Source organism: Candidatus Tisiphia endosymbiont of Melanophora roralis (assembly GCF_964026575.1).
Taxonomy (GTDB): Bacteria; Pseudomonadota; Alphaproteobacteria; order Rickettsiales; family Rickettsiaceae; genus Tisiphia.
The window spans coordinates 380,451-396,512 of record NZ_OZ032161.1 but is presented as its reverse complement, the minus strand read 5'-3'; the positions used below and the strand labels follow the sequence as shown (position 1 = coordinate 396,512).

The 16,062-nt window shown below is 31.8% G+C and carries 14 protein-coding genes and 1 tRNA gene; 6 read left to right on the top strand and 9 right to left on the bottom strand.

Features of this window, described 5'->3' with window-relative positions:
- Positions 1 to 40 precede the first annotated feature (40 nt).
- On the top strand, positions 41 to 1,663 hold the full coding sequence (locus AAGD53_RS01955) for a hypothetical protein (protein WP_341763075.1): 1,623 nt from the start codon (positions 41 to 43) through the stop codon (positions 1,661 to 1,663).
- 105 nt (positions 1,664 to 1,768) lie between these two features.
- On the opposite strand, the gene AAGD53_RS01950 is transcribed toward AAGD53_RS01955, so the two are convergent.
- Positions 1,769 to 2,710 carry a hypothetical protein gene (locus AAGD53_RS01950; RefSeq protein ID WP_341763074.1) on the bottom strand — a complete coding sequence of 314 codons (942 nt, stop codon included), beginning with the start codon at positions 2,708 to 2,710 and terminating at the stop codon, positions 1,769 to 1,771.
- Positions 2,711 to 2,869: 159 nt separating this feature from the next.
- Here AAGD53_RS01950 and AAGD53_RS01945 point away from each other — a divergent pair, with 159 nt between their 5' ends.
- Both AAGD53_RS01945 and AAGD53_RS01940 read left to right on the top strand, forming a co-directional pair.
- Entirely contained in the window at positions 2,870 to 4,426 is a 1,557-nt protein-coding gene (locus AAGD53_RS01945) for a DHA2 family efflux MFS transporter permease subunit (protein ID WP_341763073.1), read from the top strand.
- The gene (locus AAGD53_RS01940) at positions 4,413 to 4,892 is read left to right on the top strand and encodes a Na+/H+ antiporter subunit E (protein WP_341763072.1); all 480 of its coding nucleotides are present in this window, start codon (positions 4,413 to 4,415) and stop codon (positions 4,890 to 4,892) included. The genes AAGD53_RS01945 and AAGD53_RS01940 overlap by 14 nt, the downstream gene beginning before the upstream one ends.
- Before the next feature lie 317 nt (positions 4,893 to 5,209).
- Here AAGD53_RS01940 and AAGD53_RS01935 read toward each other — a convergent pair whose 3' ends face one another.
- The 8 genes from AAGD53_RS01935 to AAGD53_RS01900 form a co-directional block, all read right to left on the bottom strand.
- Positions 5,210 to 5,710 carry an RNA pyrophosphohydrolase gene (locus AAGD53_RS01935; protein ID WP_341763071.1) on the bottom strand — a complete coding sequence of 167 codons (501 nt, stop codon included), beginning with the start codon at positions 5,708 to 5,710 and terminating at the stop codon, positions 5,210 to 5,212.
- A gap of 104 nt (positions 5,711 to 5,814) precedes the next feature.
- Complete coding sequence (locus tag AAGD53_RS01930; RefSeq protein ID WP_341763070.1) at positions 5,815 to 7,173, bottom strand: PleD family two-component system response regulator; 1,359 nt, start codon at positions 7,171 to 7,173, stop codon at positions 5,815 to 5,817.
- A 526-nt stretch (positions 7,174 to 7,699) separates the two neighbouring features.
- The gene (locus AAGD53_RS01925; protein ID WP_341763069.1) at positions 7,700 to 8,527 is read right to left on the bottom strand and encodes an LpxI family protein; all 828 of its coding nucleotides are present in this window, start codon (positions 8,525 to 8,527) and stop codon (positions 7,700 to 7,702) included.
- Position 8,528: 1 nt separating this feature from the next.
- Positions 8,529 to 9,347, bottom strand: a complete 819-nt coding sequence (gene lpxA / locus AAGD53_RS01920) for an acyl-ACP--UDP-N-acetylglucosamine O-acyltransferase (RefSeq protein WP_341763068.1) — start codon at positions 9,345 to 9,347, stop codon at positions 8,529 to 8,531.
- 2 nt (positions 9,348 to 9,349) lie between these two features.
- Positions 9,350 to 9,784, bottom strand: coding sequence for a 3-hydroxyacyl-ACP dehydratase FabZ (fabZ, locus tag AAGD53_RS01915; protein ID WP_341762023.1), 435 nt, complete (start codon positions 9,782 to 9,784; stop codon positions 9,350 to 9,352).
- A gap of 123 nt (positions 9,785 to 9,907) precedes the next feature.
- Positions 9,908 to 10,936, bottom strand: coding sequence for a UDP-3-O-(3-hydroxymyristoyl)glucosamine N-acyltransferase (lpxD, locus tag AAGD53_RS01910; RefSeq protein ID WP_341763067.1), 1,029 nt, complete (start codon positions 10,934 to 10,936; stop codon positions 9,908 to 9,910).
- A 157-nt stretch (positions 10,937 to 11,093) separates the two neighbouring features.
- Positions 11,094 to 11,169, bottom strand: a tRNA-Phe gene (locus tag AAGD53_RS01905).
- A gap of 97 nt (positions 11,170 to 11,266) precedes the next feature.
- Positions 11,267 to 12,769 carry an NTP/NDP exchange transporter gene (locus AAGD53_RS01900; RefSeq protein WP_341763066.1) on the bottom strand — a complete coding sequence of 501 codons (1,503 nt, stop codon included), beginning with the start codon at positions 12,767 to 12,769 and terminating at the stop codon, positions 11,267 to 11,269.
- A gap of 262 nt (positions 12,770 to 13,031) precedes the next feature.
- On the opposite strand from AAGD53_RS01900, the gene AAGD53_RS01895 reads away from it, so the two are divergent.
- From AAGD53_RS01895 to AAGD53_RS01885, 3 genes are all read left to right on the top strand, one after another.
- Complete coding sequence (locus tag AAGD53_RS01895; protein WP_341763065.1) at positions 13,032 to 13,298, top strand: hypothetical protein; 267 nt, start codon at positions 13,032 to 13,034, stop codon at positions 13,296 to 13,298.
- Between the two features lie 239 nt (positions 13,299 to 13,537).
- Positions 13,538 to 13,804: a hypothetical protein gene (locus AAGD53_RS01890; RefSeq protein ID WP_341763064.1), complete on the top strand. Its 267-nt coding sequence runs from the start codon at positions 13,538 to 13,540 to the stop codon at positions 13,802 to 13,804.
- On the top strand, positions 13,801 to 15,984 hold the full coding sequence (locus AAGD53_RS01885) for a hypothetical protein (protein WP_341763063.1): 2,184 nt from the start codon (positions 13,801 to 13,803) through the stop codon (positions 15,982 to 15,984). The genes AAGD53_RS01890 and AAGD53_RS01885 overlap by 4 nt, the downstream gene beginning before the upstream one ends.
- Positions 15,985 to 16,062: the final 78 nt, after the last annotated feature.

Below are 16,062 nucleotides of genomic sequence, written 5' to 3'. Positions count from 1 at the left end.
TTAAATATGATAGGAGTCTAATACCAATAGGTAGTATATTATGACAGATGACAAAAAAGAATCTACGCCGTTTGAAAACCTTGAAAGTTCTGAGATAGATAGTACTACAATTGTACCTAAAGAGATAGAAATAGCTAATACGTTAGACAATCAAACAGTGCAACCCAAGCAAAGAAAAGCAGAGCTTTCCAAAAGCTTTGATGACATGGAGCTTGAACGTGAAAATAAGTTAAAACGTACTCCCTCTCAAAAATCTGTAAAAAGTAAAGATGATTTACATATAATTGAGCAAGAGAAAAGTGAAAGATTAAAATCGGTTAAAACAAATGAAGTTAAAATTTCAGATGAATTTGCAAAATCTTTAGAACAGGAAAGTACAGAACCAAAGACAGAATCAAAATTTAAGAGATTTTTAAATAAAATTAAAGCTGTTGGGGATTGGACAAAGAGTACAAGACTTTTCAAGGGTATAGAGTGGCTGTTAGATACAAAATTGGCGAAGGTGCTATTTGGTAGTGCTATAGGTCGTACTGTTACAATTGCACTTGCAATAGTAACACTAGCCGGGGTCTCCCCTCCAGCAGCTTTGACCGCGGCTGCAATAGCATTAGCTGGAGTAACTAGCGAAATAGTAGCTGATGTTATCAAAACAAGAAGACTCCGTAAACTTGCACAAGAAAATGACCTATTGATGCAAAATCGAGGGGACATAGACAAGCAACAATACTTACTACTACTCGATCCCAAATTAGCCAAGGCATTGGAAAAGAAATTACATGTCCCAAATAATCATGTTCCAAATGGCAAAGATAAACATTACCACTATGTAGATCCCAAAGTAGAAATGGCATTTAGTGCAAGCAAATTCATAGTTGATAATCTTCAAAATGCCGCTAATTTAGCGTCTAACATAACTGCTGCTACTAGTGGGAATCCTGTTAAGATTCTTACAGCACTAAAAAGTGGTACACTTTCAGCTATTTCTATAATTGGCTCAGGTGTAACTGAAAAGGACTCAGCTAACCTTACTACAACATTTAAAATCAATATTAATGATGAACTCCGTAAGGATGATGTTGCCTATTATAGGAATTTACGAGAGCTACGTGAGATCACCCAAAAACAACATATCCAAACTGCAGCTTTGGCTGAATTAATACAAGATAAAGATTATTTTAAGTTAACCGATGAGCAAAAACAAAATAAATTTGATATATATCAACAAGCTTTAACTGAACTGATGTTTGACAAAAATTATAACAAGTTAACCGATGAGCAAAAACGAGCTACACTTCATACAGCAGTCAATAAATTTGAAGAAAAACCTAATGAAAAAGCAACTGAACCTGAAACTAAAGAAAAGAACAAAAGTAATAATATACTGACAGCAGCTGCAAAAGGTACACTAAGCCTTTTAAAAGATCTAGGTAGGACACATAATCCTTTTTATAAACAACCTAAGGTAATAAGGGATTATAGCCCATTAACGAAAGCTATGGAGGCTGCTAAAAAATCTGCTAAAGAGATCGTAACACCTGAGGTTATAGCACAGTTACGAAAAAGTAAATCTGCACCAAATTTATTACAAGAAGAAGAACGCTTTCTTCATCGGAAAAAACTGCAGAGAAGTAATTCTATAGATAACAATCAACATTCAATGTAACTCACCTACCATTACCCACATCTTTGGACTCGTGGGACGTCATCCTGAAACAAGTTTAGGATGACATCGATATCTTCAAAGTGTATGGCTTTTAAAAGATGTAAGTTACCTACCACCCCTATCGTTCTTATTTACTGGTGGTTTTACTGGAGGAGTACTAGGTGGTGAAATAATAGATGAAGTACTAGAACGCAAAGGTTTATTATTATCATGCTTTGCGAAACTATTCCTTAGTTTTTTTGCCTTGGATACTTCTCTGCTCACTTTTTGTTCTTCTTTTAATAATTTTGCTTTCTTTTGTGCCTGTATTACTGGTGCTAATATTTCTTGTCTTTTCTGCCTGAACTCCTGTAGATTTTGTTGTAGATCTTGTTGTTTAGGAGATGGAGTATCTTGATTTTGTGAATTGTTCAAGAGTTCTTTAACAATATCAACAACCTTATCTATAATCTTTGCAAACCAGCTTTTTTCCGGCTTTATATCATCCAAAATAGCGTTTTCCTTTGGAACATCGTGTCGTCTATTATTATTGTTAATTTCCGGTGGCTTAGATGGTTTCTGCTCCTGTACCTTACGGGAATTAGCTGCTAAATTATTATTCCTTGGGCGTGGGGCTACTTTACCTATTGGTTTTGTTGATTGAAGTATTTTTTTCTCATCTTCTTTTAATTTTTTCAGTGTTTCTCGCAAATCGTCTACAGTTGGAATTGGACCTTCCACAGTTGGAGTTGCAGAATTCTTTAATGTTTCTTCCTTAGGTCTTGAATCTCTTAGAGCCTTAAGTCTATCTTCTATTTCTCGATCTTTTCGTTTACCTAATTCAGCATATTTATTATCTAAATTAACTTCAGATTGTATTTCTTCCATCAACTTATCTACTTCCGAAGAAGAAACAGAACCACCCATTCTATCTAATGAGTCATTCATCACATCTGTCACCATCTCGGATTCAAGCAATTTCTTATCTAACTCGCCAAGTGTTTTCTCAAATTTTTCATCAATATTTTGTATTTTCTTACTCAAATCATTAGATTTTTTCTTGGACATATGTAACTAACCCGCTATTTAAATACATAAGTTATTATAGTTTATTCTATTAGATACTACTAAATAATTTTATCAAATATATATTTTTTGAGGATATTTGCTTGTAAGATTGTTACTTTTGTGATATAAGTGATATGCTATAATTAGGTTTCATTTTCTATGCAACAAGATCTTGACCCTCCCCCACTATCAAATAAGCAGTTACTTGCATTCTTTGCAATGATAGTAGGAATGTTTATGGCAGTGTTGGATATTCAAATTGTTGCCAGTTCTTTATCAGTCATTGCAGCCGGTCTTTCTGCTTCTAGTGATGAATTATCTTGGGTTCAAACATCATATCTTATAGCAGAAGTGATTATAATACCAATAACCGGTTTTACAGCCAAGCTTCTCTCCACTAGAATTTCTTATTTTATTGCTGCTCTTGGTTTTACCGTTATGAGTATTCTATGTTCGCTAGCCAGCAATATAGAAGCAATGATTATTTTTAGAGCTTTACAAGGATTTTTTGGTGGAGCAATGATACCAACTGTCTTTAGTACAGTATTTATAATTTTTCCTGCCTCAAAACGCCCCGTAGTTACTGTGATAGTAGGATTAGTCGTAACAATAGCCCCAACACTTGGACCAACACTTGGTGGTTACATTACTGAAAACTTATCTTGGCATTTTATGTTTTTACTCAATGTAATACCTGGTATTTTTGTTTGTGTGGTCGTATATTTATACGCTGATTTTGATCAACCTAATTACAATTTGCTCAAGAATTTTGATTTTGTTGGCATTATTTTACTGACTGTTACTCTTGCTTCTTTGCAATATGTTTTAGAAGAAGGAAATAAGAAAGGTTGGATAGAAGATAATTTGATATTATTCCTTATCATACTAATTGTTGTTGGATTTATTATGTTAGTTATTAGAGAACTGACATTTATTAATCCAATCTTAGATATAACAACTTTTGCTAATAAAAATTTTACTTTTGGTTGTATCTACTCTTTTGTCATAGGTATAGGGCTATATGGTGCAGTCTATTTATTACCTTTATTTTTATTTACAATAGCTGGTTTTAATACTGTGCAAATTGGTTTTACCATGATGGTTACTGGTATGGCACAATTTCTGTCAGCTCCACTTGCAGGAAAAATGCTTGGCTCTGGACTAGATTTAAGAATTATGCTGGCTATCGGTCTAGCTACGTTTAGTTTAGGTTGCTACCTAAATAGTTTTTTAACAGCAGATGCTAAATTTGCCGAGTTTTTTTTACCACAATTTATTAGGGGGCTTGCTTTAATGTTTTGCTTTTTACCTACTAATAATATTGCTTTAGATAGCATGAGTAAAGATAAAGTAGGGAATGCTAGTGGGTTATATAATCTTACTCGTAATCTTGGAGGGGCTGTTGGTCTTGCAGTTATTAGCCTACTTCTTACAGATAAAACTAAAATTTTTAGCCAATATTTAAATGAAAATATTCCTTCCACTTCACCCTCTGTTCTAATGAAATTACAATTTTTAGGACAATTATTGGATGGTAAAGTGGTTGATCCGGAAAAGGCTTCGTATTTTTTGTTAGCCAGTAATATAAATAAGGAAGCATTTGTAATTGCGATAAATAGCATTTTTGGTATTATAAGTGCATTATTTTTTGTGGTAATGATCTTTCTACCGTTTACATCAACTGTTAAAGGTGGAGGAAAGTATGATGCACACTAAAATCTTTACTTTAATTATTTTGTTATTAGTGTTGTTTGGTCTAACAGGAGTACCTACTGATATTTTTGCATTGTTGTTTTCCTTAATTATCCCCAGTATAGCTTATCTTGTGGCAATAAAACTCAATTTGATCCCTGATAGGATTTATTTAGATTATCATTCTATATTATATTTTATTTGGTTAATTAAAGAAATAGTTGTATCTAGCTTAGGAGTAATGAAGATTATATGGCGTAGAAATCTTAATCTACAGCCAGTCTTTGAGTGGATTAATTCAGAACAAAAAAACGATACAAGTCTTGTAATATATAGTAATTCTATTACTCTTACACCAGGAACTGTAACACTTAACATATCAAATGGTATGTTATTAGTTCATGCTCTAGAACAATCATCAATCGACAATCTAAAATTTGGTAATTTTACTATGAGTAAAAGAATTCAGCACATTTCAAAGAACGACTAAAAGGCTAATAGCATAGTACCTACATTTTTCTATAATCGTCATCGCGAGGCATCTTTAGATGCCGTGGCGATCCAAGTAAACAGCGAAGCTGTTTTTTTAGAGTAACGCTTCGCGTATCCTAGATTGCCGCGTCGCCGCTTTCAGCGACTCCTCGCAATGACGATTTTTTAACTTTCAACAGTTGTGTACCTCGACCCTTTGACTCCTGCCTACTATCATGATTTTGATTCTATCGTCTATCAACTCTTCAAAGTAGAAGAGTATATAGCTAAAACCTTCTTTAGATTAGCTATAGTCAATTGAGAAGACAACGCTACCTAACTTCTATCATGAACGATAGGGGCAAATTCCTTAACTACAGCTTTATAAAGCTTGCGTTTAAAGGGAATTATAATTGATAATAACTCATCAAACTTAGCCCAACGCCATTCCTCAAACTCTGGGTTACGAGTATTAATATTAATATCTTCGTTAGTACCGGTAAACCTAATTAGAAACCATTTTTGTTTTTGACCTCGGAAATTACCACCCCATAATTTAGGTATTAAAATTTTAGGTACATCATAACTATACCAATATTTGCTTTCTGCAATAATATAACCTTTATTACAACCTATCTCTTCGAACATTTCTCTAAGGGCAGCAACACTAGGCGTTTCTCCTAGATCTATACCACCTTGAGGCATTTGCCAAGCTGGTATTTTGGTATCTATTCTTTTACCAACAAATACTCTATTAGCACTATCTATTATCATCATGCCTACACTTGGTCTATATGGCAATTCACGATAACATTTACAAATAGTTTCATTTTTCATGATTTTAGGTTTTTATATGAAAGGTAGACTTCTTTAAGAATTACCCTCTCATAAGCTAGTTTTACAATAAGTCTAGTATACCTGATGAATCTTCATTTGTGTATCTAAATTATTCTTATCACTTTATTTCTTCCGTCCTCCTTTGCTTGATACAGAGCTTTATCGGTACGTTCTATAAAATCACTAATAGATTCCCCAATTTTGTATTCAGTTACTCCTATGGAGATAGTTTTCTTAATAGGATCTTTCTGAGTTTTAACTTTAAAATCGATAGACTCCACTCTTGTTCTTGCCCGCTGCGCTATATACATAGCTTCGTCAATCGTTATGTCATTTAAAAGGATAGCAAATTCCTCTCCGCCATATCTAGCAACCAAGTCTGTAACCCTAAAAATGTTCTTCAGAACATTAGCAATGGTTTTTAGCACTATGTCTCCTGCTTGATGACCATAAGTGTCATTAACTTGCTTAAAATGATCAATATCACACATAAGTAAGCATAAAGGTCTTTTGCTATCAGTAGATTTTTTTACCATTTGCTTTATGTGTGTATCAAAATAATGACGATTAAATATGCCTGTCAAACCATCTTTGATCGACAAATTTACGCTTAACTCTAAATCATTGCGTAAAGTATCTTGGTAATGTTTTCTTTTCAATTGAGTTCTGATTCTAGCTAATAGCTCGTTTTTATCTACTGGGTATGTAAAATAATCATTAATACCCAGCTCTAAACCTTTGATAACTATCGATGTATTTTCTTCTTCAGCTTGTAATATGAGTACCGTATCATGGAATTTAGCATCAGACCGTAGCATTACGCTTATTCTTAAAGGATCTCCTTGCTCTAATTGGCAGCTGATAATTACTAAATCCGGGGTATATTCACTATCTTTCTTCAATTCATTGATATCAGATATTATTTTGATATTGGGGGTAAGGCTGAGAAGCGTTTTATTTATGTTTCTTGCCTGCACTATATCATCGTTAACTAAAAGTATTTTACTATCTGAAAAATTATCTTTTACCTCTATGACGTCACCACCTAATTCAGCATTAGTAGTGTTTCTAAGTTTGAGTTCATCAATAACCGCCTTCATTCTAGCAAGAGATCGTACCCTTGCAAAAAGAGCAGTGTCATCAATAGGTTTTGTTAAGAATTCATCAGCTCCAGCTTCAAGACCTTTTATGCGATCCTCAGTATCAGAAAGAGCCGTAACCATAATCACTGGTATATGAATAGTGTAAGGATTAGACTTAATTCGTTTGCAGGTTTCAAATCCATCTATATTAGGCATCATGGCGTCAAGTAATACAATATCAATTCTATTAAGGGCAAGAACATTCAATGCATCTTTGCCGTTATTGGCAGTAAAGACTGTATAATATTCTCCTAAAAGTTTAGCTTCCAGTAATTTAACATTTGATTCTATATCATCAACTACTAGTACATTGGCTGTCATAAAGTAATATATTTTTCTACAGACTCTTCAAATCCTTACACATAAGTGAATTTTGTAATAGGTCTCATGTTTCTTGGAAAAAAATTTTTTTTATTGTAGCATGAATTTTTCATAGCACTAAGTAATATTACTCAAATAATTTGAAGAAAATGTTTCAAATATCAATAAAATTTGGTATTCTAGCCTAGAAATTATCATTTATACGCGAAAGAATTTTATTCTGAATTTTTTGTACTGTTTTGTCAAGAAAATCAGTTACTGCAATTTTTAGGGTAATTTAAAAGTCCCAACTAATGATAGGAAATACTAAATTATAGAAATAAATAGTTGTCATCGCGAGCCACAAAGTGGCGTGACGATCCAAATAAACAGCTCGCTGTTTTATTTTTTGCCACTGCAACTTTTGGATTGCCACGTCGCCGCTTTGCGGCTCCTCGCTAATAGACATTTATGCATTTTAAAAAACAAACTTTTCTATCATTAGTTGGGACTTTTAAATTACCCTGATCATTTGAGTATAGATACACTAAATAAGTTTAATAAAAAGTCCGCATTCATTAGCGAGTCCAATAGTTCTTTCTATCTCTAGAATAATCACTTTATCTTTCTGTATGGCTAATCCTTTATAACCATAATTAGCTAAGTTACTTATTGTCTCTGCTCCTATTGTAGGTATATCAATTCTAGTATCTTGATCTTTCTTCATCATTTTAATAAGTACACCACCTATAGAATTTTTACGTAAATATGAACATCTTTCTATTAAATTATCTGTACCCTCAGCCGCTTCAATACCTATAATATACCCATTATCAACAATTACTGACTGTCCTACATCAAGATATCCGATACTATCTAATAGCTTTATCCCCAGTTCAATATCTGTGTTATCTATTTTAGATGGAACAGCTATGGTCATAACATCATTATTTGTTCTTAATATTTCATAACTAGAAATTACTTTAAACCCTTTTTCTTCTAGGAAATCTATCACTATACTAAGAAGTTTATCATCTCCTAAAAATTTTTGTTTCAATATGCGTGCAAGTAACCTTGATCCCATTAAATCTACTTTAATTGACCGCAAATTAGGACGATTTACACTACCAGCAAGAATTATATTTTTTACATCATACTTACGAAAATATTCAATTATTGGCTTAACCATACCGATTTTAAAAAATTGGTGGGTAAAATCCTTATACAATACCGGACTTGCTTCTCCCTCCAAAGCTGCGATATAACATTGCCCGCCTTGCTTAATGAAACTATTGGCGAGTGAAATTGGCAATAAGCCATTTCCTGCTATAATTCCAACTATACTCTTTTGCTTTAAAGGGTATATTTGCAACATTTTACTTACTTACCTTATCATGTTCAACTTGTCTTGGCTGGCAAAATGCTCTACTAAGATCCTGTTTTATAAAAGTGATAATTTGTTCTACAATAGGATTACCTTTATATTGCTTTAAAACTATCTCAATTCTATCAGTAAAAATACCTTCGCCAATAAAAATCTCATCTACGGCTTTTATAGTATCAAGCGTTTCCTGATTATCAAAGCCACGTCTTTTCATCCCAACTAAGTTTATTCCTTCAAGAAATGCCCTTTCATTTGTAGCTAGCCCAAATGGAATCACATCTTTGCTCACTGCAGACATACCACCCACCATCGAATGTTGTCCTATACGTACGAATTGCAGAACAGCAGAAAGACCTCCTATAATGGCATAATCATCAACTTTAACATGACCAGCTAGGCTAACATAGTTAGCAAGAATTACATTATTACCCACAATACAATCATGTGCTATATGCACTCCAACCATCAATAAACAATTATTACCTACAGAGGTAACCATACCACCACCTTTACTACCGGCTTGAATAGTTACATATTCTCTAATAGTATTATTATTACCTATGATAACCTCTGACTCTTCTCCCTCATACTTAAGTATTTGAGGGGGCTGACCAATAGAAGCAAATGGATATATAACTGTATTAGCACCAATTTTTGTTTTTCCCTCTATAACTACGTGCGATTTTAACTCAATATTATCCGCCAAAACCACATTCGGCCCAACAGTACAAAAAGGACCGACTCTGACATTTTTACCAATCGAAGCCTTTGTGTCTATTATGGCAGTTGCATGTATAGCTGATAAGGTCATTGTTAATTCCTATTTTTAACCATTGCAGTAAATTTGCTCTCTGCAACTATATGATCATTAACTTTGCTGTTACTTGAAAATTTCCAAACAGAGCCTCTATTTTGTTCTATTTTAGCATAAATATGTAATGTATCACCTGGCTCAACAACTTTACGAAATTTTGCCTCTTCAATAGTCATAAAGAAAACATCTTTATCTTTGAAGTCCATTGATTTGGCTACTAAAATAGCAGATAGTTGAGCCATAGCCTCAATAATTAGTACACCAGGCATTACTGGTTTTGTAGGAAAATGACCAGTAAATTGCGGCTCATTAAAAGTAACATTCTTGATACCAACAATAGACTCATGAAGCTTAAATTCTAGTACCTTATCTATTAATAAAAATGGATAACGATGAGGTAGCATTTCCATTATTTCTATAATATTAATTGTCATTATATACATTCCTCTTTCTTATCTGTAAGCTATTTCATTTTTAGGTCAGCAAATCTTAAATCGAGCTTGTAATCATTTAAAGGACGACATGCTATTATCTTAAATTCTTAAAACATAGATTTTTTAGTTATCTAAACTCATTTTTTTGTTTACAAGTTGCTTCATAATTACTGATTGTTTATGCCAATCTCTAATTGGTACTGCAGGATATCCACCAACTGTAGCTCCTAGTGCAACATCTTTTATCACGCCAGATTTGGCTGCTACTTGGACTTTATCGCCTAATACTATATGTCCGGATATGCCTGACTGCCCCCCTAAAGCACAATATGCTCCTACCTTAGTACTACCTGCTATACCTACTTGGGCAACAATAACTGACCCCCGTCCTATTATAGCATTATGTCCTATCTGCACTAAGTTATCTATTCTACAAAAATCTTCTATTATTGTATCATTTATCGATCCTCTATCAATAGTAGTATTACTACCTATTTCAACATTATTACCTATTTTTACCATACCAGTGTGCAAAATTTTCTTATGAATTCCTTTATCTGTTGCAAAACCGAATCCATCTTGTCCAATTCTCGCTCCCGCTAATATTACCACATCATCACCTATTATACTGTAACTTACTGAAACATTTGAGTGTATTAACGCTCTATTACCTATTACTACTCCAAAATCTATACTCGTCCCAGATTCTATAATGCAATTATCTCCTATTATAACATGATCTTCAATAACAACATTATGTCCTATATAACAATTCTTTCCTATAATAGCAGAATCTGCAATATAGCTAGAAGGCATAATTTTGTTAGGATAAGTTTTTGCTTTACTATAAAATAAATCTACTAATTTTGCATAAGCAAAATACGGATTTTTTGTTTTTAATAAAATTGTTCCATTATTAGATTCGTGCGAAAAATCCTCTGGGACTATGCAGCATGAAGCTTTAGTGTTTTGGAATTGAATAATATATTTGTTATGAATTAAAAAACTTATATCACCAACATCAGCCTCTTCTAATGACTTAACATTATGGATTAACAAATCATTTGAGTATACTATCTCAGCATCTATTAATTTTACAATTTCTGACAATTTATAAGGAGCAGATTTCTTATAAAAACGTGCGTTTATCATGGTTATTTAATTTTACAAAATAATGGCAATAGTATAAACGCCAGTTAGAAAATACTCAAGTTTTCTTACAATAATTTATATTTCAGAATATTGTTCATTATTGTATAATAGTTATTATACAATCTAGAAGTATAGTATAAGAGATTTATCATAGAGATGGTGGCTAGAGCCGGGATCGAACCGGCGACACAAGGATTTTCAGTCCTTTGCTCTACCAACTGAGCTATCTAGCCGCATGAACAGACCTATTGTACCCCAATTTGGGATAAGAATTAGTTAATTCTTATCCCAAATTCGCGTTGTAGTCTCATAAATCTAATTTCGTTACAACTAACTTTCGGATTTGGCATTAGATATCTGAACTTGATATTCCTTATTAAGTGCTTTAACTGCATATATCCACAATATTACAATAACAAAAAATATGCCAGCGAAATAAGGCGTAGCTTCAACGAAGGTAAAAGAAGGAAGCAAGATAAAGAATGTTGACTGGATAATACCACCACCAGATTTACCAAACCTACCACCTATAACTTCTACTGCCGCTTGCCCTTTGGTTCTAAGATCTTTATCAAGAGGAATATATGCCATATTTTTGGTAGCGTCAAATAGTGAGTATTTTGTTGCCTTACTTAAAATATTTTGAATCATCCCAATCATCACTGCTATTGCCAAAGGTCCAGAAGTGAGTAGACCAGTAATATACATTGCAATAGTACTATCAAAGAAAATAAAGGCAAAAAAAGCAATACCGGTAATTAACATCATCACAGGAGTAATCATAGCAGCTGTGAACCAAGAAACCCTTCTTAAAATGTTACTGCCAACAATCATAAATAATATAGCTGTCACACCTTGCCAAGCCTGAAATTGCCCCATATACATGGTATATTCTTCTTTAGTTGGATATAGTTGTCGAATTTTTGACTTCCATACACCTTCCACAAGATTTACTGACACCCCATAGGCTAAGATTAACGAGACAATAAGTCCTAAATATTTTGAAGTAAAAATCATTTTAAAGCTTTCACCAAGAGACAATTTAACCTTGCTTTTCTTGTTTGTTTTACTTGTTGGCTGATATAAAGTAGGATCGGTTAAAACATGTTGATTCATCCATCTATACAATAACATGATGACTAGACCACTAAATATCATAATAAGAAGCAGTGGAATAAATTTCAGATCTTCTGAAACTATTTGAGTTTCTTTGCTTAAAAAATAGGCAAGTATTAATGCAGTGACTGGTAAAGATAAATTTGCCAGCATACCAAACATAGAATAAAAGCGTTTTGCCTCTTCGGTCTTAGTAATTTGGTTAGCAAACTGCCAAAACAATAAGCTAAGCATCATACTTCCCCAAAGTTCTGACATAGCATAAAAGATGGCAAAACTCCACTGACCAATTACCCTAATAAACCACTTAAAATTTGGATATTCATTACTCAATGCATCGATTGTTTTGGGATTAGGATGCACTAACTCTGGGTAAGGATATAAGACAAAAGTGAATAGGACAAAATATGCAAGAAAAAAACTAGTTACAGCATAAAAAACATTTTCTTGTTTTAACATATCACAAAGCTTTACGTAAGCAACCATAAATAGTACTGCCATTGGTAAAACAACATAGGTTTTTACAAAACTTATTGCTTCAGGACCAATAGATGTTACAACAAACCCGTCTTTTATAGACCTGAGGGTAGAGTAGTTTAGCAAGATACAAAACATCATGCCAGCCATAGGCAAGAATTTCTTATTTTCATGCCATTCAATTGGCCAAACCACTCTTCTCATTTCTGAGAAATAACTATTATTTTCTACCTTATTCATACTATTTTATTATTATTATAAGTCAGTGGACTTATACAGATATATACAAGAAAAGTCAAACGAAATGATTACCTTCTACTAGATAGGTCTAATTATAGGTTCTTATATCTTAAAAACATATTATAAGTAGTTATAAGAGGGTGACTTGAAGCTTGTCATAAGCTTATTCAACAAAAACGCTTATTTGTTGTTAATCAATAATATTTTTTATTGATATAAAATACAGATAAAAATATTTAATTTTTTTTAAAAGATAATTGCTATGCTAAGAGCCTTAGAACTTATAATTCGATATATACCAAATTTATCATATAAGAATTTGGTAATTATTTTAATATTCCCATTAACTATAGCTTTGTATTATAAAATTTTTCTTTCTAATAAAGTACCTAATCTAACACTATGGAGTTGGCATAGATCAGATGACTTATTATTTATTGATAATAATACAGCCGTTGCATCCTTAATAGCTACCATCTATATAGACCTAGATAAAATAAAATTATACCAAGAACCAATACTCTTATAACCCCAGCTAATACTTTTATTATTCCAGTTTTTCGTTTAGAAACGAAAGCAAAAGGAAAATTAGACGCAAAAAGTTTAACTGATCTAAGTAATATTATTTTATCTGCATCTAAACCTGGACAACTGATACAATTAGATTTTGATGCCACTTATAATCAAAGAAAAATTTACTCTCAACTAATTGAAACATTAGTAAAAAACAATAGGAAAATTTCTATTACTGCCTTATCTTCATGGTGTATGTTTGATAATTGGATAGATAAACTTTCAATAGAATATGCCGTGCCAATGGTGTATCAAGGCAGAAAAGAAAATCAAGATATAAGACGAGTAAAAAAATTTTTTACTGATAATAAAAATTGGCGTAGCAAAAAATGTCAAAATTATATTGGTCTTATGGCAGGTGATGTGCTTACTGTGCCAACAAGCTTTAAAGTCTTTGTATTTAATAAAGATAAATGGAATAAAGAAACATATTATAAAATTATAAAAAATGTTCAATTATGAAATCTAAGAACACACCAATTAAATTGATTTATGCAGGAACTCTAATATTAATTACCTTTTTCATGCATATTAGCTTAGCTTGTATTAGTACAATCGAAACAAGGTCTTTCCCTTATGAAGGAGATAATTTTAATATAACCCTACCTTTAAGACAAGAAGGAATATTAAAAACCTTTGCTAGAGGTTCCATAGCAATATTGCCTGATAAAACTAATCTGCTAGGGCTAATTCTAGCATATCGTTATTTATCAAATAATCCACCTACTACAGAAAACCTAGATAATTTATCTAAACCAATAAATGAAGAAATTAACTCACAAAATATATGGCGAGAAAATAGCAATAAAATAGTTAATGAAGAAAACTATCTTTCGTCATATAAATCAGTTAGCAACAAAGAAAATCAGGTGCAAACTAGTTTCTATTTTGAGAATTGCTTGAACAATGCTTTTACCTTTGCTGTAGAATTATTTAATGATAAAAGCAAGAAATATAATGCTTCTCAAATAAAACAATGGGTATCTAACCAAAATAAAGTATTTAATAACTGTGATCAGAACGTATTAATACTACCTACTATTTTGTCAGAAAATGCAACAAAAGAAGAATTAGATGATTATAACTACCAACTTGCTTCAGCTTATTTCTATGCTATGCATTATGATACTAGTAGTGAATTATTTACCAAAATATCAGAGAGTGATTCTCAATATAAAGATTTAGCTCTTTATTTAATATTTCGTTCTCTTTTTAGGCAAATAAAATATCAAAATAAAGATAATAATGATTTTTTTGTATTATATAAAAAATTACAACCTTTAATTAATACATCACCTTTTAAAGCTGAAATAGATAAATTATTAAAATATTTTATAATTAAACAAGATATAAATAAAGAAGTAATACAACTCTCTGAACAATTAATCTCCAAAGAGATAAGGTCAGAAGATTATAATGATTTTAGATATTTAGTATCAGATTATAATGATCATACTATAAAAAATGGGCTGATTACTAACCACCCATTTTTAGAATGGGCAAATTATTTTTATATTCAAGATAATTTTTTAGATACATATAAAAAATGGCAAAACTATAATTCATTACCTTGGCTGATACTATCTTTAAAAAAGATCAAATTATCAGATATTAAATCGCAGGAAGCTCAAAAAGTTATCCAAAAAGCACAAGAAATTACTGAAAATACGCAAGGATACATATTAACTCAATATTATTTAGCCAAACTTGCCTTATCTGAAAAAAATTACAAACTATTGGATGATATTACAACAAAAGTTTTAAAAATTCCTAATTTAGCACCTTATGAAGTAAATTTATTTAATTACTTACGTTCATATGCTGCAAAAAATTACCATGAGTATTTAACTTACATAGTACAACCTGTGTTATATATGTATACTGATTCCTCAATAGAATATGCGAATGATATCTCAGGAAAAATTATGGATATAATAGGACAGAGCAACAATCTCATTGAAAATGTCCCTACTAAAATGCTTACTGAAGGCCTAGATTGTAATATACCAAAATGGTTAAAGAAACGCCTAATTGCTAGTGCTTGGACACGCTATATATTATTGGGAGAAATATCAGAAGCTGAAAATATATCTTCTCTTTTGGTGAAATTAAATCCGGAATTAAATGATGTTATTAATGGATTTTTATCTGAGAAAAATTTAGAAGTTAAACAGAAATTAGCTCACCTGATTATAATGCGTTCTCCTGGTTTAAATATATTTATCAAATCATATTTATGGCGCAACGATTCTTATTATCAAAAGGATCTAAATTTAACAGAATTGAGTATGAATAGTGAGAATTGGTGGAATGACCAGGATTTAGCAAATTTTGATCTAAATAATTATGGGGAATTTTTAACAAAAGAAGATAAAGAACTAGCTAAAAAAGAATGGTCTTTTTTCAAGAAAAATCTTTCTAATAAAGTGGATTATTTTTGTCATTCAAGTATTGATAGCTACAATAAATTTAAAGATAAAGATTTTATTCCTGAGATGCTGCATTTATGTGTAAAGATGAGTAAAAAATGTCATAATGCCCCAAAATCATCTTATGAAGCTTTTATCATGTTGCATAAATATTATAAAAATAATAAATATACTCTATTAACTCCTTATAATTATTATGTAAAGCCAAAATAAAGTCGAGTAACCTACTCCAGTTACATGTATTAGTTGATACGGAGTGGAGACCCTTCAAAAGCAGGGGGAAAGCTAAAT

What these genes read in the sequence shown, in the direction of transcription:
- fabZ (WP_341762023.1), bottom strand. Translation starts at nt 9,784, where the DNA reads ATGACAATTAATATTATAGAAATAATGGAAATGCTACCTCATCGTTAT.
- AAGD53_RS01945 (WP_341763073.1), top strand. Translation starts at nt 2,870, where the DNA reads ATGCAACAAGATCTTGACCCTCCCCCACTATCAAATAAGCAGTTACTT.
- AAGD53_RS01925 (WP_341763069.1), bottom strand. Translation starts at nt 8,527, where the DNA reads ATGTTGCAAATATACCCTTTAAAGCAAAAGAGTATAGTTGGAATTATA.
- AAGD53_RS01900 (WP_341763066.1), bottom strand. Translation starts at nt 12,769, where the DNA reads ATGAATAAGGTAGAAAATAATAGTTATTTCTCAGAAATGAGAAGAGTG.
- lpxD (WP_341763067.1), bottom strand. Translation starts at nt 10,936, where the DNA reads ATGATAAACGCACGTTTTTATAAGAAATCTGCTCCTTATAAATTGTCA.
- AAGD53_RS01930 (WP_341763070.1), bottom strand. Translation starts at nt 7,173, where the DNA reads ATGACAGCCAATGTACTAGTAGTTGATGATATAGAATCAAATGTTAAA.
- AAGD53_RS01950 (WP_341763074.1), bottom strand. Translation starts at nt 2,710, where the DNA reads ATGTCCAAGAAAAAATCTAATGATTTGAGTAAGAAAATACAAAATATT.
- AAGD53_RS01885 (WP_341763063.1), top strand. Translation starts at nt 13,801, where the DNA reads ATGAAATCTAAGAACACACCAATTAAATTGATTTATGCAGGAACTCTA.
- AAGD53_RS01890 (WP_341763064.1), top strand. Translation starts at nt 13,538, where the DNA reads ATGTTTGATAATTGGATAGATAAACTTTCAATAGAATATGCCGTGCCA.
- AAGD53_RS01935 (WP_341763071.1), bottom strand. Translation starts at nt 5,710, where the DNA reads ATGAAAAATGAAACTATTTGTAAATGTTATCGTGAATTGCCATATAGA.
- AAGD53_RS01895 (WP_341763065.1), top strand. Translation starts at nt 13,032, where the DNA reads ATGCTAAGAGCCTTAGAACTTATAATTCGATATATACCAAATTTATCA.
- AAGD53_RS01940 (WP_341763072.1), top strand. Translation starts at nt 4,413, where the DNA reads ATGATGCACACTAAAATCTTTACTTTAATTATTTTGTTATTAGTGTTG.
- lpxA (WP_341763068.1), bottom strand. Translation starts at nt 9,347, where the DNA reads ATGACCTTATCAGCTATACATGCAACTGCCATAATAGACACAAAGGCT.
- AAGD53_RS01955 (WP_341763075.1), top strand. Translation starts at nt 41, where the DNA reads ATGACAGATGACAAAAAAGAATCTACGCCGTTTGAAAACCTTGAAAGT.